This window comes from Pseudomonas sp. GW456-12-1-14-TSB6, from assembly GCF_059424205.1.
The window spans coordinates 96,403-113,700 of the sequence record NZ_JBWKZE010000015.1 but is presented as its reverse complement, the minus strand read 5'-3'; the positions used below and the strand labels follow the sequence as shown (position 1 = coordinate 113,700).

The following is a 17,298-nucleotide window of genomic DNA, read 5'->3' as shown; positions in this document are numbered from 1 at the left end:
GCCGAACCTTATCGCGTTAGGCGCCTGCTAGACAATGGGCAAGTCACTGTTCAGTCCAGCACAGGCTGCGCGAAAGCCTTGCGAACGGTGTCGTGGGAGAACTCGTCGGCGTGTTGTTCGACCCATTGCAGGGCCAGGGCCTGAATATCCTGGAGGTCTTCGTGGGCGTAGTTGAGTCGGCAATAGCGTTCGATCTGACACACCTGCTCACCCATTCGGGCGCTGAACAGCGTCTGTTCGTCGGTGAAGGCGATGCCCACCAGATAGCCTTTTTTACGTCGCAGGCACCAGGCCACGTAGCCCGGATAACAGATGTCGGCGTTGAGGGTGGGCATGCGCACTTGCAATGCGGTGCCATGGCGCCAGGCACGGTGGTAATTGCAAGCGATGCCGCCGAGGCTGATAGTGTGCAGCCGTTGACGCGAAATACACTCCGGTGTGAGCAAGGTCAACTCAACGGGTACTTCATCCGGATGAGGAATAAACCGTCCCATGAGCACAGACTCCCTGTGTCGGCCATTTGACATTGTTTCCCCCAGTATAGTGGTCGAATCGCAGCTGACCGATTTCGACGCCGACCAGCGGCTGCTGACGATGAGCGGCGTTTCGCTGGTGATTTTCACCAGCGTCGGCTGCGCCAGTTGCCGCTATGCCCGCGAAGTGTTGCCGGGGCTCGATCTGGTCGTCGATCGCGTGTGCTGGATCGATGCCGGTGACAACGGCGGACTGGTCGAGCGTTATCAGGTCTTTCATTTGCCGGCGCTGTTTGTGGTGCGCGACGGCGAGTTCTTTGGGGCGGTACACACGCGCCTGAATGCCGATGAGCTGAACGCAGCCGTGGCGCAGGCGCTGGGTCGAATTGCAGAGGAGTTGCCGTAATGGGAGCAGTGAACAAACCGGTGGTGGGGATCATTGGCACCGGCGCCATCGGCGGGTTTTACGGGGTGATGCTCGCCCGGGCCGGGTTCGATGTGCACTTTCTGTTGCGCAGTGAATTTTCCGCAGTCGCCGAACGCGGCTTGCAGGTGGACAGTGCCGTGCATGGTGCGTTGACGCTGAGCCCGGTGCAGGCCTATTCGTCGGCTGAAGACATGCCGCCCTGCGACTGGCTGCTGGTCGGCGCCAAGACCACCAGCAATGCCGGGCTGGCGCCGTCGATCATTCAGGCGGCGAAACCCGGCGCGAAAGTGCTGGTATTGCAAAACGGCCTCGACGTCGAAGACAGCTTGCGGGCATTGCTGCCCGACTCCCTGCATTTGCTGGGCGGCTTGTGCCTGATCTGCGTCCACCGCGAAGGGCCGGGCCAGGTCACCCACCAGGCGCTGGGGGCGGTGAACGTCGGCTATCACAGCGGCCCGGCAGCGGATGACGCGGCGCGCATGGCAATCGTCGAGGAGGGCGCCGGTCTGTTTAGGGCCGCCGGTCTCGATTCCCAGGCGATGCCGAACCTGCATCAGGCGCGCTGGCAGAAACTGGTGTGGAACATTCCCTATAACGGGCTTTCGGTATTGCTCGGCGCCGGCACCACGCCGTTGATGGCCGACAATGACAGTCGCGCATTGATTCAGGCACTGATGGCTGAAGTGGTGCAGGGCGCCAAGGCCTGCGGCCACGACATGCCGCCCGGTTACGCCGAATACCTGTTCATGATGACCGAGAAAATGCCCGACTATTGGCCGAGCATGTATCACGATTTCCTGCACAAGCGACCGCTGGAGCTGGAGGCGATCTACGCTAGTCCTTTGGCGGCGGCAAAAGCGGCAGGCTGCGAGTTGCCGCGTATCGAATCGTTGTATCGCACATTGAGCTTTATCGACCGGCGCAACGTTTAAACCGGTCGCATTGGGGGAAAGGCATGGCCAAGAACATCGATGACAAACTGGTGCTGGCGATCTCGTCCCGTGCCCTGTTCGACCTCAGTGAGAGTCACAAGGTCTACCTGTCGAGCGGCGTCGAAGCCTATCGGCAATATCAGATCGAACACGAAGACGAAATCCTCGCGCCGGGTGATGCCTTTCCGCTGGTGGAAAAACTACTCAATCTCAACAGTCGCCTCGGCCGCGCCCGGGTCGAGGTGATTCTGGTGTCGCGCAACAGCGCCGACACCGGCCTGCGCGTTTTCAACTCCATTGGTCACTACGGCCTGGCGATCTCCCGTGCGGCGTTCGTTGGCGGGCGCAGTCCTTATCCGTACCTGAAGGCTTTCGGTTGCGACCTGTTTCTCTCCACCCATGCCGAAGACGTACGCGCCGCGCTGGATGCCGGTTTCGCGGCGGCGACCATTCTGTCCGGCGGCGCCAGTCGTGCGGCCAGCGACGAATTGCGCATCGCCTTCGACGGTGATGCGGTGCTGTTTTCCGACGAGTCGGAGCGCGTCTATCAATCCGGTGGCCTCGAAGCCTTCCAGGCCAAGGAGCGTGAATCCGCTCGCGAACCGTTGCGCGGCGGGCCGTTCAAGGGCTTTCTCGCGGCGCTCAATCTGTTGCAGCGCGAGTTCTCCGATGAGGAGTGCCCGATCCGCACCGCACTGGTCACCGCGCGCTCGGCTCCGGCCCACGAGCGGGTGATCCGTACCTTGCGCGAGTGGGACATTCGTCTGGACGAGTCGCTGTTCCTCGGCGGCCTGACCAAATCGGCGTTCCTCGAAGCCTTCGCCGCCGACGTGTTTTTCGACGATCAGGCCGGCCACTGCGAGCTGGCCCGGGAAGTCGTGGCGACCGGTCACGTGCCTCATGGCATCAGCAACGAACCGGCGGTCTAAAGCCCTCGTGGTTCAAGACGTTGCGTCGCACGTCGTACTCGCCAAGGCACTGCTAAGCTGAATCAAATCTCCGCCATGTTGGCACGCGAGGAGGTCATATGATTCGTTCGATGCTGTATGCCACTGACCTCGGTCTGTACGCACCGTTAGTGATGCAGCATGCCCTGGCGATGGCGCGAACGTTCAATGCCGATCTGTACGTGGTGCACGCGGTGGAGCCCATGGGGCTGTTTGCCGAATCGGTGTTGCAGAGCTATCTCGACGAACAGGCATTGAACGAATTTCACAGTCAGGGTCTGAAAACGGTCATTGCCAATATCGAGCAGCGGGTGCTCGACAGTTTTCGCGAAGAACTGGGGGACGAGGGCGAGCAGGACCTGCAGCGGATACGCGCAGTACGGGTGCTGCAGGGCGATCCGTCACAGGTGATTCTCGATCAGGTGCAGAAACTCTCTGTCGATTTGCTGATCGTAGGAAGTCACAGCCACGGGGTCGGGGCGGAAACACCTTTGGGGCGAACGGCGGCCCGGCTGCTGCAATTGTCCAAGGTGCCGGTTTATCTGGTGCCGCTGGTGGAGCGTCGGCGTCGAGAGGATCGCTGAAGCAGGAATAATGGCACTTTGATAAAAAAGTTCTAGATTTATTCTTCAAACCATTAATATAGTTATATACCGTCGCTGATGCCCGTGGCGTCTACCTGCTTTGAGGGATTCATATGAAGCTTCAACAACTGCGCTACATCTGGGAAGTGGCGCACCACGACCTCAACGTTTCCGCTACAGCCCAAAGCCTCTACACCTCGCAACCGGGCATCAGTAAACAAATCCGTCTGCTGGAAGACGAACTGGGCGTCGAAGTGTTCGCCCGCAGCGGCAAGCACCTGACCCGTGTCACGCCGGCCGGCGAGCGCATCATCACCACTGCCGGTGAAATTCTGCGCAAGGTCGAAAGCATCAAGCAGATCGCCCAGGAATTCTCCAACGAGAAGAAGGGCACCCTGTCGATCGCCACCACTCACACCCAGGCACGCTATGCGCTGCCGCCGGTGATCAGCAATTTCATCAAGCAATACCCGGACGTGGCGCTGCACATGCACCAGGGCTCGCCGATGCAGATCGCAGAGATGGCCGCTGACGGCACCGTCGATTTCGCCATTGCCACCGAAGCGCTGGAGCTGTTCGGCGATCTGGTGATGATGCCGTGCTATCGCTGGAACCGTTGCGTGGTCGTGCCTCAGGGCCACCCGCTGACCAAACTGCCGAAGCTGACCCTCGAAGCGCTGGCCGAATACCCGATCGTGACTTACGTGTTCGGTTTCACCGGCCGTTCGAAACTTGACGAAGCCTTCAGCCATCGCGGCCTGACGCCGAAAGTGGTTTTCACTGCTGCCGACGCCGACGTGATCAAAACCTACGTACGTCTGGGCCTGGGTGTTGGCATCGTGGCGAAAATGGCGGTCGACACCAAACTGGATAACGATCTGGTGGTGCTCGATGCCAGCGAACTGTTCGAGTCCAGCGTGACCAAGATCGGTTTCCGTCGCGGCACCTTCCTGCGCGGCTTCATGTGCGACTTCATCGAGAAGTTCGCGCCGCACCTGACCCGCGAAGTCATGGCCAAGGCCATTCAGTGCCACAACAAGCAGGAACTGGAAGAGCTTTTCGATGGTGTCGAACTGCCCGTCCACTAAGTCCCCGTCTACAGCACCTCGGTGACAGCAAACTGTTGCCGGGTGCCTGCTACCAGAATCTCCACCTCGTCACCCTCGAACTTGCCCAGCAGGCTTTTGCCCAGCGGCGAGCGCGGGGTGATGACGGTAATCGGCTGACCCACCACATCGACTTTCAGACCCGCCGCATCCGGCGCCAGAAACAGCCATTGCTCGCGACCCTTTTCGTCTTCCAGACCGAGCAGGGCGCCGATCTCAATCCCGCGTTGATCGTCATACGCGCGCAGCGTCAGGTTCTGGCACAGCGCCAGTGACTGACGAATTTCCTCGACCCGTTTCGCCTGGCCCGCCGCCAGATACGACGCCTCGAGGCCCAGAGTGTCGTACTTGTTTTCGGCGATGTTCTCTTCGTGGGTCGCGGTTTCGTAGGCGGTTTGCGCCGCGCGCTCGGCGATGTCGAGATCGACGCGCAGCTTGTCGAGAATCAGTTGGTGAACCGTCTGTTTATTCATGATCAATCGCAGAATTGCAGGACGTTGGCGCGGCTCTTTTCGCTGGGGGCCGTCTGATCCTGTTGCAGCCAGAACTGGCATTTGGGGTTCGACAGATTACGTGTGCTGCCACGGGCCTGGTCCAGGCGTGCCTGCTGTTCGTTCTTGCGCAGGTTTTCTTCGTACTGTTCGAACAGGCGGTTTTGTGGCTCAGGTTCTGGCTGCGGCTGGGCGGCTACCGGAGGCTTGCTCAGTTGTTGCACCGCTTCCGCCACCGGCTGCAATTGACGGCTGAACAACAGCGAGGCGAGCCAGCAAGTCAGTGCAATGGCCAGGAAACCCAGCCACAGACCCAGGGCAATGCTGCCAGTCAATTGCAGCGCGCTAAGCTGAACAGGTAACGGGCGACGCGGGTTGGGACGATAGGGCATGGCTGCCTCCTGGCGGATGTATGCGGGCGAGCAGCGATTGTCGCACGAAGATTAATTGCCGTCGGCTCTTCTGCGCGAAGACATTTATGCGGACAATCGGCGCTTTTGCCAACGGGAGCCTTGAATGCCGCCACTGAACACCCGCTGGGACATTTTTTGTACGGTCGTCGATAACTACGGCGACATCGGCGTGACCTGGCGTCTGGCCCGGCAACTGGTCAGCGAGCAGGCAATGACGGTGCGATTGTGGGTCGATGACCTGCGCGCTTTCGAACGCATTTGCCCGGAAATCGACATCGGCCTCGATCAGCAATGGCAGCAGGGCGTCGAAGTCCGGCACTGGCCGGCTGAGTGGCAGGAATCAGCAGCGGCCGACGTGGTGATCGCGGCTTTTGCCTGCCAGTTGCCGAGCATTTACATGGACGCCATGGCCGCACGGGAACAGTCGCCGTTGTGGATGAACCTCGACTATCTCAGCGCTGAAGACTGGGTGACTGGCTGCCACGGTCTGCCGTCGGTGAAGTACAAGTCGGTGCAGAAGTACTTTTTCTTTCCGGGATTTCAGCCGGGGACCGGCGGCTTGCTGCGTGAGAGCGGTTTACTGGAGCGGCGTCAGCAGTTTCAACAGAATCCCGAGGCGCAGCGACAATTCCTGCACGCTCTGGGAATAGCTCCTGCGCCCGGTGCGCAGCTGATTTCGCTGTTTGCCTACGAGAATGCCGGACTCGCCAGTTGGCTGGATGTGCTCGCGGCGGACGCTACGCCTACCCATCTGCTGGTGCCGGAAGGCCGGATTCTCGGCGATGTCGCCCGTTGGCTCGGAGTCGAGTCGCTGGCGGTCGGTGCAATGCACGTTCGTCAGTCGCTGACAGTGCAGGTGCTGCCGTTCGTCCGTCAGGATCAATACGATCAATTGCTCTGGTGTTGCGATTTCAATGCGGTGCGTGGCGAGGACTCGTTTGTTCGGGCGCAGTGGGCGGGGCGGCCGATGCTGTGGCACATCTATCAGCAGGACGAAGACATCCACCTCGACAAGCTCGATGCCTTCCTTACGCTTTACACAAAACGCCTTTCGCCCGCTGCCGCCGAGGCGATGAACGGTCTCTGGCGCGCTTGGAGTGCCGGCCAGCCTATCGGCGACCACTGGCTTGAGGCCCGTAAACACTGGCCCGAACTGCAGGAAAATTCCCGCGCGTGGTGTCTGGAACAAGCCTTGCAGGCCGATCTTGCGACGGCGCTGGTACAGTTTTACCGAAATTGGATATGATACGCGGCCTAGATTTTTGTAAATCCCATCCAAATTCGGATATTCGCAATGAAAACTGGTAAAGAACTCAAACCCGGTACCGTGATCCGTATCGACAACGATCCTTGGCTGGTTCAGAAAGCTGAATTCACCAAGTCGGGCCGTAACAGCGCGATCATGAAGACCAAGCTGAAGAACCTGCTGACCGGTTACAAGACCGAAACCGTTTACGGTGCGGACGACAAGCTGGACGACGTGATCCTGGACCGCAAAGAAGCGACCCTGTCCTTCATCAGCGGTGACTCCTACACGTTCATGGACACCACCGACTACACCATGTACGAGCTGAACGCCGAAGACATCGAAAGCGTTCTGCCATTCGTGGAAGAAGGCATGACCGACGTTTGCGAAGCCGTATTCTTCGAAGGCCGTCTGGTTTCCGTAGAGCTGCCGACCACCATCGTGCGTCAGGTTGACTACACCGAAGGTTCCGCTCGCGGCGACACTTCCGGCAAGGTGATGAAGCCTGCCAAACTGAAGAACGGTACCGAGCTGTCGGTTGCTGACTTCATCGAAATCGGCGACATGATCGAGATCGATACCCGCGAAGGCGGTTCCTACAAAGGCCGTGCCAAATAAGCACTGCTTTTTGCGGAAAGAAAAAGCCCGACCATTGAGTCGGGCTTTTTTATGCCTGATGAAAATTACTTCTTCAGGTGCTGCTTCAGTTCTTCCGAGGCCTGCAGCATCGCCGAGCGCACCGCCGGCACCTGGCTGACCACGTTGAGCAAACCGTAGTCGTGGATCATGCCGTTGTAGCGCACCGAGGTCACCGGCACGCCGGCTTCGTCGAGTTTGCGGGCGTAGGCTTCACCCTCGTCACGCAGCACATCGGCCCCCGCAGTCTGGACCAGCGCAGGCGGCAGACCTTTCAACTGCGCAGTGGTGGCCCGCAACGGTGAGGCGTAGATCTCGTTTCGCTGGTTGGCGTCAGTGGTGTAGTTGTCCCAGAACCACTTCATCATGTTGCGAGTGAGGAAGTGCCCCTCGGCGTACTGGTTATACGAACCGGTATCGAAATTGGCATCGGTCACCGGCCACAGCAGCACCTGGAATTTGATCGCTGGCGTGCCTTTGTCTTTGGCCATCAGGGCCACGACTGCCGCCATGTTGCCGCCGACGCTGTTGCCCGCCACCGCCAGACGCTTGCCGTCGACGTTGATTTCTTTGCCGTGTTCGGCCACCCATTTGGTAGCGGCATAAGCCTGGTTGATCGCCACCGGGTAATGCGCTTCCGGCGAAGGGGTGTAGTTGACGAACACCGCCGCCGCCCCCGAGCCGACCACCAGATCCCGCACCAGACGTTCGTGGGTCGGGAAATCTCCCAGCACCCAGCCGCCGCCGTGGAAGAACATGAACACCGGCAGCTCGCCCTTGACCCCGGCCGGCCGGACGATGGTCAGGCTCAACGGTTGGCCATCGACCTGGATGGTTTTCTCGCTGACGTCCGCTTTGGGCAGCGTCAGTTTGACCCCGGACTGCGCGCCCGTCAGCACGGCGCGGGCATCCTTGGGCGTCATTTGCTCCATCGGTTTGCCGGTGCCGGCATTCAGCACATCAAGGAACGCCTGGGTGTTGTGTTCAACCTCCCCGGCGAATGCGCTGTGGATGGACAGGGCGAGAAGAGTACCGGTCAAGACTTTGCTGAAAGTGTTCATGTTCATTTCCTGTACGGGCCTGAGTGTCAGTGATTACACGGTGACGTGCAGACGCACATCGACGTTGCCGCGAGTGGCGTTGGAGTACGGGCAGACCTGGTGAGCCGCGTCGACCAGGCTTTGTGCGTCAGCCTGTTCCAGGCCCGGCAGACTGATGTGCAGGTCGATGTCCAGACCGAAACCGCCAGGGATCTGGCCGATGCCGACGTGAGCGGTGATCGAGGCGTCGTCCGGGATTTTGCGTTTGGTCTGACTGGCGACGAATTTCAGGGCGCCGATGAAGCAGGCCGAGTAGCCGGCGGCGAACAGTTGCTCAGGGTTGGTGGCTGCGCCGCCGGCACCGCCGAGTTCTTTCGGGGTGGCCAGTTTGACGTCGAGGACGTTGTCACTGGAGATTGCACGACCGTCACGGCCGCCAGTGGAAGTTGCGATTGCGGTGTAGAGAGTTTGCATGATGTGAGCCTCATAAAGTGTGGTTTGTTGCGCTAATTGTTTGCGCGCTAACTAGGTGCGAAGTAAATGTACTGCGCGAATATTTAGTGCGCAAGATAAATTTTTGAAGAAAGCAGGAATTCGCGCTTGGATTGGGAGTGGCGTGATCTCAAGCTTTTGATATTGAAGGATTTTTTGAATGTAAAACGAGATGAAAAATTTTTCGGTGATAAGCGGGGAAGGGGCGATGCGCCTGCAGGCGCAAGGCTGCGCCCACAGGAAAAGGGGGAGTTTTAAGTGAGGCTATCCTGCAAATGACCACGCAAGGCCTGCAACTCGGCTTGCAGGTTTTGCAGGCGCTCCAGCGTGAAGCCACTGGCCCCCAGGATGCATTGTGGAACGGTCCGGGCCCTGTCTTTCAAGGCGCGTCCCTGGGCAGTCAGTTCAACGATCACCACACGCTCATCCTCACGACTGCGGGTCCGGCTGAGCAAACCTTCACCTTCCAGCCGCTTGAGCAACGGGGTCAGCGAGCCCGGATCGGTCAGCAGGCGCGTGCTGATTTCTCCGACGGTCAAACCATCCTTCTCCCACAGCACCATCATCGCCAGGTATTGCGGATACGTCAGGCCAAGCGCTTGCAACAGCGGCTTGTAGACCTTGGTCATCATCAGCGAAGTGGAATGCAGGGCGAAGCAGGCCTGATTGTCGAGCAGCAGGTCTTCGCAGTGATCGGAGGTGTTGCGGTCGGTGGTCATGTCAGTGCCTTGAACGGTGATGCAGATGAATCTAGCGCTCGAATCTTTAATGCGCCAGACAATTGTGCCCGGTGGCGAATCGGTCAGTGCCGGCCCAGCTCACGTTGCAGGGCCAGATCCCACGGCGGCACGGGGCTGAACCGGGTTTTGAGGTATTCCAGCAGCAGGCGGCTGCGGGAGCTGGCCTGTTGCTCCAGTCGCAGCGCATAGATGCCGGTGCTTTCCGGTTTTGGCAGGCCGTTTTCACAGAACAGCGGCAGCAACTCGCCGCGCAACAGGTATTCGCTGGCCAGCCAGGTCGGTAGATGCGCGATCCCGAGTCCCGCCAGCGCGCCGCACACCAGCGCCTCGGCGTTGTTGGCGCTCATGCGCACCCGCGCCGGGCGGTGCAGTTGCATCTGCCCGTTCTGTTCGAAGCGCCAGGCGAAGGGCGGGGCGAGGCCGTCCCAGTCGAGGCCGTCGTGTTCGCTCAATTGCGCGGGTTCGCTCGGCACACCGCGGCGCTTGAGATAGTCGGGGCTCGCGCAGGCGATGCGGACCATGCTCGCCAACGGTGTGGCCACCAACCGGGTGTCAGCCATTTGCCCGGCGCGCAGCACCAGATCGACCTTGCCCAGGTTTGAACCGTCCATGTCGACGAAGCTGTCGATCAGATGCAGTTGCACATCCAGCCCCGAGTACAGCACCAGAAAATCGGCAATCACCGGCGCCAGATGCCGACGCCCGAACGCTGCTGGCGCATCCACCCGAATCAGTCCCTCCGGCGCGCTGCTCAGGGACACCGCTTCAGCCCGGGCAAGTTGCAACTCCGCCACAATCCGCCGCGCCCGTTCGGCAAACGCCAGACCTGCCGGCGTGGCGCGCACCGCGTGAGTGCTGCGGATGAACAACTGGCTGCCGACCGCGCTTTCCAGACTGTCGATACGCCGGGCAACGGCGGAGGGCGTCAGCGGATGCCGGCGCGAAGCCGCAGAAAAGCTGCCGCTCTCGAGTACATCGAGAAACAGCCCCAGTTGTTCGGTCAATTGATTGGGATTCATGAATCAGCTCAGTGCCTATGCGGATTTAGCACAGCCATTGTGCGTTGCTGTGCGTTTCCGTGCCAGCGCCGACTGCGTAGGATGAGTCGACTGACGTTTGAGGAATTCTGCTGTGATCGAGTTTTTGCTGTACCTGTTGTTTGGCGCCGCCCTTGGCACTCTGGGTGGGATTTTCGGCATCGGCGGCGGCTTGATCGCCATTCCGCTGCTGGGCGTGTGGTTTGGGCTCGATCAGCAGATCGCCCAAGGCACGGCGCTGGTGATGGTGGTGCCGAACGTGATGCTGGCGCTGTGGCGTTATCACCAGCGTAACCGCATCGAACTCCGGCATGCGTTGCCGCTGGCGGTGATGGGATTCTGTTTCGCGTGGATCGGCTCGATCTGGGCCGTGGGCATCGACGCGCAGACCATGCGCATCGGGTTTGTCGCGTTCCTTGTGGTGCTGTCGGCTTACAACCTGGTGCGCATGTTTGGTGCGCGTCCGGCGGCCACCTCCGAGATGCGTTATTCATGGCCGTGGCTGGGCGTGCTCGGCGCGGCGTCAGGCGCCATGGGTGGTTTGTTTGGTGTCGGCGGGGCGGTGGTGGCGACGCCGGTGCTGACCAGTCTGTTCGGCACTACTCAAGTGGTCGCTCAGGGGCTTTCGCTGGCGCTGGCACTGCCGAGCACCGGCGTCACGCTGGTGACGTACGCGGTGCACCACGAAGTGGACTGGATGATCGGCCTGCCGCTGGCCATCGGCGGTCTGGCCAGCATCAGCTGGGGCGTGAAAGTGGCCCACGCGATGCCGGAAAAACTCCTGCGCGGGCTGTTTTGCGGGTTTCTGGTGCTGTGTGCGGTGATGCTCGCCTTTAAAGTTTGAAGCCTTCAACGATGTGCTCGGCCAGGCATTCGGTGATCGGCGAGGGGTTGTTGAGGTTGCGGATCAGCATGATGCTGGCCTCGGGCAGCAGCGGCAGATTTTCGGCATCTCCAAGAATCCGCATGTCGGGGGTAATCAGGCTTTCCAGTTGCGCGGTGATCGCCAGACCTGCGCTCACCACCGCCATCAATGCCGACAGGCTGGTGCTGTTGTAAGCAATCCGGTATTCGCGGCCCATCGCATCCAGTGCATTGCACGCCCACAGGCGGCAGAAGCAATCACTGTTGAACATCGCCAGTGGTAGCGGCGTCTGCTCGTGGGCGCTGAAATTCTGCGCCTCGGCCCACACGAAGCGCTCCTTGCGCAGCAACTGGCCAATCTCGTTGCCCGGCTCGCGGGTGACGATCGACAGATCCAAGTCGGTGCGCTGCAGCAATTGTTTGGTCGACTCGCAATGCACTTCGATCTGGATCAGCGGATAGAACTGCGCAAAACGCGACAGAATCCCCGGCAGAAAGCGCATCACGTAATCGTCCGGCGTGCCGATCCGCACTGTGCCGACCATGTGTGGCTCGCGCAGGGTGTTGAACACTTCGCTGTGCAGTTTCAGGATGCGCCGCGCATAGCCAAGCAACACCTGGCCTTCAGCGGTCAGGCGCACCTGACGCCCGTCGCGCTCGAACAACTGCCGCTGCAATACGTCCTCTTCCAGACGCTTCATCTGCATGCTCACGGCCGATTGGGTGCGGTTGACCATTTCGCCGGCGCGGGTAAAACCGCCCTGATCGGCAATTGCGACAAAGGTGCGCAGGACATCGGTATCGATACTGGGATATGCCGACAATTGATGAATCTCCGTGATGCATGCCATCAGAAACATTCGTTGGATTGATCGTAGCTGTGGCGGGAGACTTGAGCCATCCCAAAAAGGAGGCAACACGATGAAAGGTCAAAGAGAGTACGCAGGCGAAGAAAAATTTTCCGGCCATATCGTTTCCGATCTGTTGCACAAGTTTAGCCGGTGGTACGAATTGCACCGTGAGCGCGAGCTGCTCGCCAGCCTGAGCGACGAAGCGCTCAAGGACATCGGGGTCAGCCGTGCCGATGTCGAACATGAGTCGGTGCGGCCGTTCTGGGACGATCCGATGCATAAATGATGAGGCCATTGCTACACAAACCACTTTCAGGTGAGGTAGGTTGCGAGCAGACATGGAGGTACACATGCCCGCGACATTGTCCTTTTCCCTTAAACAGGCTCGACGTCTGGCACTGGCTGCCCAAGGGTTTCACGGGCGCCAGCCGCCGGCTGTCAAGGCCATGCACCTCAACCGGCTGATCGAACGCCTCGGTCTGTTGCAGATCGACTCCGTCAACGCCGTGGTGCGCTCGCACTACCTGCCGCTGTTTTCCCGTCTTGGTTCCTACTCTGCTGACTTGCTCGACCAGGCTGCCTGGAGTTCGGGGCGACGTCGTTCGCTGTTCGAATACTGGGGCCATGAGGCGTCGTTGCTGCCGCTGTCGATGTACCCGCTGATGGGCTGGCGCATGCAGCGGGCCAGGCGCGGTGAAGACATCTATCAACAACTGGCGCGGTTCGGCCGCGAGCAGCAGGACACCATTCGCCGGGTACTGGCGTCGGTCGAGGAGCAGGGTGCACTGGGCGCCGGCAGTCTGTCGACCCGCGAGGAAAAGGCCGGGCCGTGGTGGGACTGGAGCGCGGAAAAGCACGCACTGGAATGGCTGTTTGCCGCTGGCGAAGTCACCGTCGCCGGACGCCGTGGTTTCGAGCGATTGTATGACTTGCCGGAACGGGTGATTCCGGCTTCCGTGCTGCAACAGCCATTGCCCGATGAGGCTGAGTCGCAGCGCGGTTTGCTGCTGCATGCAGCGCAGGCGCTCGGTGTCGGCACGGAAAAAGACCTGCGTGATTACTTCCGACTGAATCCTTCCGATGCCCGCCCGCGTCTGGCTGAACTGGTCGAGGACGGGCAGCTGCTGACTTGCGAAGTCGCCGGATGGCGGCAGATCGCTTATTGCCTGCCCGAGCCGAAAATCCCTCGAAAAGTCGAAGCCAGCGCGCTGCTGTCACCTTTCGATTCACTGATCTGGGAGCGCAGCCGGACCGAGCGGCTGTTCGATTTTCGCTATCGGCTGGAGATCTACACGCCGCAGGACAAACGTGTCTACGGCTATTACGTGCTGCCGTTCCTGCACAACGAACGGATCGCTGCGCGAGTTGACCTGCGCGCCGAACGGGCGGCGGGGCGGTTGGCTGTGCACGCGGTGCACGAGGAAGAAACGGGGCTGGACGAGGCAGGGATGCTGGCCCTGGCGCTGAACCTGCGGCGCATGGCGGACTGGTTGGGGCTCGCGCGGGTGCAGCTCAATTGTCAGCGGGAAAGTGCCGGGCGGCTCCGGATGGCGCTGGCTCAAATTGACTGAGCCAGCGCCCTCGCGATTTAGCGTTTGACCTGTTTCAGCGTTTCTGCGATCAAGAACGCCAGTTCCAGCGACTGATCGGCATTCATCCGCGGATCGCAGTGGGTGTGATAGCGATCCGACAAACCATCTTCAGTGATCGGCCGCGCGCCACCGATGCACTCGGTGACGTTCTGCCCGGTCATCTCGATGTGGATGCCGCCGGCGTAGCTGCCTTCCGCTTCATGAACCTGGAAGAACTGCTTCACCTCACCAAGAATCTGCGCGAAGTCGCGAGTCTTGTAACCGCTGCTGGCCTTGATGGTGTTGCCGTGCATCGGGTCGGAGCTCCACAGCACCTGCTTGCCTTCACGCTGCACCGCACGGATCAGCGCCGGCAGGTGATCGCCGACCTTGTTCGCGCCCATCCGCGCAATCAGGTTCAGACGGCCAGGATCGTTGTCCGGGTTGAGCACGTCGATCAGGCGGATCAGGTCGTCGGGATTCATGCTCGGGCCGACTTTCACTCCGATCGGGTTGTTCACCCCGCGCAGGAATTCGACGTGGGCGCCGTCGAGCTGACGGGTGCGGTCGCCGATCCACAGCATATGCGCCGAGCAATCGTAGTAATCGTTGGTCAGGCTGTCGCGGCGTACGAAGGCTTCTTCGTAGTTCAGCAGCAGCGCTTCGTGGGCGGTGAAGAAACTGGTCTCGCGCAGTTGCGGCGAGCTGTCCATGCCGCAGGCGCGCATGAAGGCCAGGGTTTCATCGATGCGGTCGGCGAGGTGGCTGTACTTCTCCGCCAGCGCCGAGTTGGCGATGAAATCGAGGTTCCACTTGTGCACCTGATGCAGGTCGGCAAAACCGCCCTGGGCGAAGGCGCGCAGCAGGTTGAGGGTGGCGGTGGACTGGTGATAGGACTGCAGCAGACGCTCCGGGTCCGGTACGCGGCTGGCGGCGTCGAAACCGATGCCGTTGACGATGTCGCCCCGGTAGGCCGGCAGGGTCACGCCGTCGATGGTCTCGTCGTTGGCCGAGCGCGGCTTGGCGAACTGGCCGGCCATGCGCCCGACCTTGACCACCGGGCAACCGGCGGCGAAGGTCATGACGATTGCCATTTGCAGCAGCACTTTGAAGGTGTCGCGAATCTTCGCGGCGGAGAACTCGGCGAAGCTTTCGGCGCAGTCGCCGCCCTGCAGCAGGAACGCCCGGCCCTGGGTGACTTCGGCAAACTGACGGCGCAGCTCGCGCGCTTCGCCGGCAAACACCAGCGGCGGATAGCTGGCCAGCGTCTGCTCGACCTGGCGCAGATGCGCGGCGTCGGGGTATTGGGGTTGTTGCTGGATCGGCAGGGCGCGCCAGCTGTCAGGGCTCCAGGGTTGGCTCATCACGGTCTCTAAGGTTCTACGCACGGACGGCCATGTTAGCAGCAATTAGTGCGTGACCTGCTCCCGCCGCTTCGCCGACAATCGCCGCTTTGCCACGGCACCGCAGCGGTGCCATCGCGTCACCGCGCCCGGTGACCACCAGGAGACGAAATGACTGAGGAGCGCGTCGAGCTGTTGCTCGCCGAGGTACAGGATGAGTTCGGCGTGATTCGCGTGCTGGAAGTGGCCGACTACCGCTTTCTGGAGTTCGGCGATGCGATCGAGCAAAGCTGTGTGTTTACCGCCGACCCGAGCTGGCTGGAGTACGACTACACCCGGGCGATGCTGATCGGCGCGTTGTGCCATGAGCAGCCGGAGAGCGCGCTGTTCCTCGGCCTGGGCGCGGGCACGCTGACCCAGGCCTGCCTCAAGTTCCTGCCGCTGGAAGACGTCGAAGCCATCGAGCTGCGCCCGGACGTGCCGCGTCTGGCCATCGAATACCTCGGGCTGGATGACGATCCACGGCTGTACATCCGCGTCGGCGATGCCCTCGAACTGCTGCCGACCGCTGAACCGGCGGATCTGATCTTCGTCGACCTGTACACCGATGTCGGCCCCGGCGCCGGGCACCTTGCGTGGAATTTCCTCGGGGACTGTCAGAAACGTCTGAATCCCGGTGGCTGGCTGGTGATCAACCAATGGGCCACCGACGACGGCAAACCGTTGGGCGCGGCGCTGTTGCGCGGGCTCTATCACCGGCATTACTGGGAGCTGCCGGTGAAGGAGGGCAATGTGATTCTGATCGTGCCGGCAGATCTCGATCAGGCGCTGGACATGCAGGCGCTGACGGCACGAGCTGAAGCGCTGGCGCCGAAGCTGGGCTACTCGTTGCAGTCGTTGATCAACTGCATCCGTCCGGCAACCTGATCTTCAAAGGCCTTTGAAAATCCCCGGTCTGCGCTCCACCAGCGAGCGCACACCTTCCTTGGCATCTTCGGTGGCCAGCAACTTCTTTACCAGCGGCGGCAAGCTCTTAGCCGCCGCAGTTTCGCCTTCATAGCGTGCCTGACGCGCCGACATCAGCGTCGCCTGCACGCCCAGCGGCGCCTGCCGGGCAATCCGTTCGGCCAGTTCGATGGCGCGCGGCAGCAGATCCTCGCTGGCCATGACCTCTTGCACCAGACCCAGGCGCAACGCATCGTGGGCATCGAATTCGTCGCCGGTCAGCAGCCAGCGCATCGCGTTGCCCCAACCGGCGATCTGATGAAAGCGTAACGTCGCGCCGCCGAACGGAAAGATCCCGCGCTGCACTTCCATCTGCGCGAAGCGGGTGTTGCTCGCGCACAGGTTGATGTCGGCGGCGAGCATCAGCTCGATGCCGATGGTCAGGCAATAACCCTGCGCGGCAACAATCACCGGTTTGCTGACCCGTGGCCCGACGAACACGCCCCATGGATCGCAGCCGCCGGGCGGCACTTGCCAGCCTTGAGCGAGAGCGGAACTGGCATTCACCAGATCAAGCCCGGCGGTGAAATGCTCGCCATGCCCGAACACCACCGCCACCCGTGCGTCGCTGTCGGCCTCGAATTCGCCGTAGGCCAGGGCCAGGTCGTTGAGCAGGTCGAGGTCGAAGGCATTGCGCTTGGCGACGCGGTCCAGACCGATCAAATGCACGTGGCCGTGACGCGCACGGCTCACGCGGCCGGGGCAGGGCTGATTCATGGGTGTTTCCTCGCAGGGGAAGAAAGGGTGCAGCGACCAGATGCCGCACATCGGTGAATCGTTTAAGCGCCATCGCCCGCAGGGCCGGGGTGTTTGAAAAATAGACCTTTGCCCGATTATCCGCAAAACCCCATTACACAGCGGTGACAACTGTATTTCTCCGATAAAAAAAGCTCCCTTTTTGGGCAAATTCCGGTATAGTGCGCGCCGGCCTTTAACCGGGCCGCGTTTAGGTAGCGCAATTCCCCGAAGTCAGCTTCGGCTGCACGTCCGCACTGCGGGCTCTTCCTTGACGATTCTTTTTCATTCATTCGTTTTCGCAAATCCCCGCCGACAAAGCTGCCAGGGCGACTCTTGAGTCTCAACACGGCATGTGCAGCTTT

General features: G+C 60.9%; 22 protein-coding genes. 12 read left to right on the top strand and 10 right to left on the bottom strand.

Annotation, left to right across the window (positions count from 1 at the left end):
* Nucleotides 1-50 precede the first annotated feature (50 nt).
* Nucleotides 51-494 (bottom strand): PilZ domain-containing protein, encoded by a 444-nt coding sequence (locus AC07Y2_RS16075; RefSeq protein ID WP_039770477.1) that lies wholly within the window; start codon nt 492-494, stop codon nt 51-53.
* Here AC07Y2_RS16075 and AC07Y2_RS16070 point away from each other — a divergent pair.
* The 5 genes from AC07Y2_RS16070 to cysB all read left to right on the top strand — a co-directional run bounded on the left by AC07Y2_RS16070 (nt 493) and on the right by cysB (nt 4,451).
* Nucleotides 493-879: a thioredoxin family protein gene (locus AC07Y2_RS16070; protein WP_039770475.1), complete on the top strand. Its 387-nt coding sequence runs from the start codon at nt 493-495 to the stop codon at nt 877-879. The two genes, AC07Y2_RS16075 and AC07Y2_RS16070, sit on opposite strands and share 2 nt — an antisense overlap.
* Nucleotides 879-1,832: a putative 2-dehydropantoate 2-reductase gene (locus AC07Y2_RS16065; protein WP_103386353.1), complete on the top strand. Its 954-nt coding sequence runs from the start codon at nt 879-881 to the stop codon at nt 1,830-1,832. The genes AC07Y2_RS16070 and AC07Y2_RS16065 overlap by 1 nt, the downstream gene beginning before the upstream one ends.
* 23 nt (nt 1,833-1,855) lie before the next feature.
* Nucleotides 1,856-2,761, top strand: a complete 906-nt coding sequence (locus AC07Y2_RS16060) for a 5'-nucleotidase (protein WP_039770472.1) — start codon at nt 1,856-1,858, stop codon at nt 2,759-2,761.
* Between the two features lie 98 nt (nt 2,762-2,859).
* Entirely contained in the window at nt 2,860-3,363 is a 504-nt protein-coding gene (locus AC07Y2_RS16055) for a universal stress protein (protein ID WP_007955683.1), read from the top strand.
* A 113-nt stretch (nt 3,364-3,476) separates the two neighbouring features.
* Entirely contained in the window at nt 3,477-4,451 is a 975-nt protein-coding gene (gene cysB / locus AC07Y2_RS16050) for an HTH-type transcriptional regulator CysB (protein ID WP_003183769.1), read from the top strand.
* Nucleotides 4,452-4,459: 8 nt separating this feature from the next.
* Here cysB and AC07Y2_RS16045 read toward each other — a convergent pair whose 3' ends face one another.
* Together AC07Y2_RS16045 and AC07Y2_RS16040 are read right to left on the bottom strand one after the other, a co-directional pair.
* Nucleotides 4,460-4,942, bottom strand: coding sequence for a GreA/GreB family elongation factor (locus tag AC07Y2_RS16045; protein WP_074687988.1), 483 nt, complete (start codon nt 4,940-4,942; stop codon nt 4,460-4,462).
* 2 nt (nt 4,943-4,944) lie between these two features.
* Nucleotides 4,945-5,352, bottom strand: a complete 408-nt coding sequence (locus tag AC07Y2_RS16040) for a hypothetical protein (protein ID WP_039770468.1) — start codon at nt 5,350-5,352, stop codon at nt 4,945-4,947.
* A 124-nt stretch (nt 5,353-5,476) separates the two neighbouring features.
* On the opposite strand from AC07Y2_RS16040, the gene earP reads away from it, so the two are divergent.
* Both earP and AC07Y2_RS16030 read left to right on the top strand, forming a co-directional pair.
* Entirely contained in the window at nt 5,477-6,619 is a 1,143-nt protein-coding gene (earP, locus tag AC07Y2_RS16035) for an elongation factor P maturation arginine rhamnosyltransferase EarP (protein ID WP_103386352.1), read from the top strand.
* 48 nt (nt 6,620-6,667) lie between these two features.
* Complete coding sequence (locus AC07Y2_RS16030; protein ID WP_007955690.1) at nt 6,668-7,237, top strand: elongation factor P; 570 nt, start codon at nt 6,668-6,670, stop codon at nt 7,235-7,237.
* Between the two features lie 65 nt (nt 7,238-7,302).
* Here AC07Y2_RS16030 and AC07Y2_RS16025 read toward each other — a convergent pair whose 3' ends face one another.
* Nucleotides 7,303-8,316: an alpha/beta hydrolase gene (locus AC07Y2_RS16025; protein ID WP_085647565.1), complete on the bottom strand. Its 1,014-nt coding sequence runs from the start codon at nt 8,314-8,316 to the stop codon at nt 7,303-7,305.
* 33 nt (nt 8,317-8,349) lie between these two features.
* Nucleotides 8,350-8,769, bottom strand: coding sequence for an organic hydroperoxide resistance protein (locus tag AC07Y2_RS16020; protein ID WP_007940002.1), 420 nt, complete (start codon nt 8,767-8,769; stop codon nt 8,350-8,352).
* Between the two features lie 126 nt (nt 8,770-8,895).
* On the opposite strand from AC07Y2_RS16020, the gene AC07Y2_RS16015 reads away from it, so the two are divergent.
* On the top strand, nt 8,896-9,045 hold the full coding sequence (locus tag AC07Y2_RS16015; protein WP_158248859.1) for a hypothetical protein: 150 nt from the start codon (nt 8,896-8,898) through the stop codon (nt 9,043-9,045).
* Here the strand turns inward: AC07Y2_RS16015 and AC07Y2_RS16010 are convergent.
* Nucleotides 9,042-9,506: a MarR family winged helix-turn-helix transcriptional regulator gene (locus AC07Y2_RS16010; protein WP_103386351.1), complete on the bottom strand. Its 465-nt coding sequence runs from the start codon at nt 9,504-9,506 to the stop codon at nt 9,042-9,044. The genes AC07Y2_RS16015 and AC07Y2_RS16010 overlap by 4 nt on opposite strands.
* A gap of 83 nt (nt 9,507-9,589) precedes the next feature.
* A complete protein-coding gene (locus AC07Y2_RS16005) occupies nt 9,590-10,546 on the bottom strand; it encodes a LysR family transcriptional regulator (protein WP_103386350.1) in 957 nt (318 codons plus the stop codon).
* A 112-nt stretch (nt 10,547-10,658) separates the two neighbouring features.
* On the opposite strand from AC07Y2_RS16005, the gene AC07Y2_RS16000 reads away from it, so the two are divergent.
* Nucleotides 10,659-11,408, top strand: coding sequence for a sulfite exporter TauE/SafE family protein (locus AC07Y2_RS16000; protein WP_103386349.1), 750 nt, complete (start codon nt 10,659-10,661; stop codon nt 11,406-11,408).
* Here the strand turns inward: AC07Y2_RS16000 and AC07Y2_RS15995 are convergent.
* Complete coding sequence (locus AC07Y2_RS15995) at nt 11,398-12,252, bottom strand: LysR substrate-binding domain-containing protein (RefSeq protein WP_170844876.1); 855 nt, start codon at nt 12,250-12,252, stop codon at nt 11,398-11,400. The two genes, AC07Y2_RS16000 and AC07Y2_RS15995, sit on opposite strands and share 11 nt — an antisense overlap.
* Before the next feature lie 97 nt (nt 12,253-12,349).
* Between AC07Y2_RS15995 and AC07Y2_RS15990 the strand changes: the two genes are divergently transcribed.
* Together AC07Y2_RS15990 and AC07Y2_RS15985 are read left to right on the top strand one after the other, a co-directional pair.
* A complete protein-coding gene (locus AC07Y2_RS15990) occupies nt 12,350-12,565 on the top strand; it encodes a DUF1127 domain-containing protein (RefSeq protein WP_039770454.1) in 216 nt (71 codons plus the stop codon).
* 64 nt (nt 12,566-12,629) lie between these two features.
* Nucleotides 12,630-13,850 (top strand): winged helix-turn-helix domain-containing protein, encoded by a 1,221-nt coding sequence (locus AC07Y2_RS15985; RefSeq protein WP_103386348.1) that lies wholly within the window; start codon nt 12,630-12,632, stop codon nt 13,848-13,850.
* Nucleotides 13,851-13,867: 17 nt separating this feature from the next.
* On the opposite strand, the gene AC07Y2_RS15980 is transcribed toward AC07Y2_RS15985, so the two are convergent.
* Nucleotides 13,868-15,214 carry a class II 3-deoxy-7-phosphoheptulonate synthase gene (locus AC07Y2_RS15980; protein ID WP_103386347.1) on the bottom strand — a complete coding sequence of 449 codons (1,347 nt, stop codon included), beginning with the start codon at nt 15,212-15,214 and terminating at the stop codon, nt 13,868-13,870.
* 150 nt (nt 15,215-15,364) lie between these two features.
* Here AC07Y2_RS15980 and AC07Y2_RS15975 point away from each other — a divergent pair, with 150 nt between their 5' ends.
* On the top strand, nt 15,365-16,120 hold the full coding sequence (locus AC07Y2_RS15975; RefSeq protein ID WP_039770449.1) for a spermidine synthase: 756 nt from the start codon (nt 15,365-15,367) through the stop codon (nt 16,118-16,120).
* A gap of 3 nt (nt 16,121-16,123) precedes the next feature.
* On the opposite strand, the gene AC07Y2_RS15970 is transcribed toward AC07Y2_RS15975, so the two are convergent.
* Complete coding sequence (locus AC07Y2_RS15970; protein ID WP_074687978.1) at nt 16,124-16,915, bottom strand: crotonase/enoyl-CoA hydratase family protein; 792 nt, start codon at nt 16,913-16,915, stop codon at nt 16,124-16,126.
* Nucleotides 16,916-17,298: the final 383 nt, after the last annotated feature.

Excerpts from the sequence above, each read along its gene's own strand:
- AC07Y2_RS16060 (WP_039770472.1), top strand. The coding sequence starts at position 1,856 with ATGGCCAAGAACATCGATGACAAACTGGTGCTGGCGATCTCGTCCCGT.
- cysB (WP_003183769.1), top strand. The coding sequence starts at position 3,477 with ATGAAGCTTCAACAACTGCGCTACATCTGGGAAGTGGCGCACCACGAC.
- AC07Y2_RS16005 (WP_103386350.1), bottom strand. The coding sequence starts at position 10,546 with ATGAATCCCAATCAATTGACCGAACAACTGGGGCTGTTTCTCGATGTA.
- AC07Y2_RS15975 (WP_039770449.1), top strand. The coding sequence starts at position 15,365 with ATGACTGAGGAGCGCGTCGAGCTGTTGCTCGCCGAGGTACAGGATGAG.
- AC07Y2_RS15980 (WP_103386347.1), bottom strand. The coding sequence starts at position 15,214 with ATGAGCCAACCCTGGAGCCCTGACAGCTGGCGCGCCCTGCCGATCCAG.
- AC07Y2_RS16070 (WP_039770475.1), top strand. The coding sequence starts at position 493 with ATGAGCACAGACTCCCTGTGTCGGCCATTTGACATTGTTTCCCCCAGT.
- AC07Y2_RS16020 (WP_007940002.1), bottom strand. The coding sequence starts at position 8,769 with ATGCAAACTCTCTACACCGCAATCGCAACTTCCACTGGCGGCCGTGAC.
- AC07Y2_RS15970 (WP_074687978.1), bottom strand. The coding sequence starts at position 16,915 with ATGAATCAGCCCTGCCCCGGCCGCGTGAGCCGTGCGCGTCACGGCCAC.
- AC07Y2_RS16025 (WP_085647565.1), bottom strand. The coding sequence starts at position 8,316 with ATGAACACTTTCAGCAAAGTCTTGACCGGTACTCTTCTCGCCCTGTCC.
- AC07Y2_RS15990 (WP_039770454.1), top strand. The coding sequence starts at position 12,350 with ATGAAAGGTCAAAGAGAGTACGCAGGCGAAGAAAAATTTTCCGGCCAT.
- AC07Y2_RS16030 (WP_007955690.1), top strand. The coding sequence starts at position 6,668 with ATGAAAACTGGTAAAGAACTCAAACCCGGTACCGTGATCCGTATCGAC.
- earP (WP_103386352.1), top strand. The coding sequence starts at position 5,477 with ATGCCGCCACTGAACACCCGCTGGGACATTTTTTGTACGGTCGTCGAT.
- AC07Y2_RS15985 (WP_103386348.1), top strand. The coding sequence starts at position 12,630 with ATGCCCGCGACATTGTCCTTTTCCCTTAAACAGGCTCGACGTCTGGCA.
- AC07Y2_RS16055 (WP_007955683.1), top strand. The coding sequence starts at position 2,860 with ATGATTCGTTCGATGCTGTATGCCACTGACCTCGGTCTGTACGCACCG.
- AC07Y2_RS16075 (WP_039770477.1), bottom strand. The coding sequence starts at position 494 with ATGGGACGGTTTATTCCTCATCCGGATGAAGTACCCGTTGAGTTGACC.
- AC07Y2_RS16010 (WP_103386351.1), bottom strand. The coding sequence starts at position 9,506 with ATGACCACCGACCGCAACACCTCCGATCACTGCGAAGACCTGCTGCTC.
- AC07Y2_RS16065 (WP_103386353.1), top strand. The coding sequence starts at position 879 with ATGGGAGCAGTGAACAAACCGGTGGTGGGGATCATTGGCACCGGCGCC.
- AC07Y2_RS16045 (WP_074687988.1), bottom strand. The coding sequence starts at position 4,942 with ATGAATAAACAGACGGTTCACCAACTGATTCTCGACAAGCTGCGCGTC.
- AC07Y2_RS16040 (WP_039770468.1), bottom strand. The coding sequence starts at position 5,352 with ATGCCCTATCGTCCCAACCCGCGTCGCCCGTTACCTGTTCAGCTTAGC.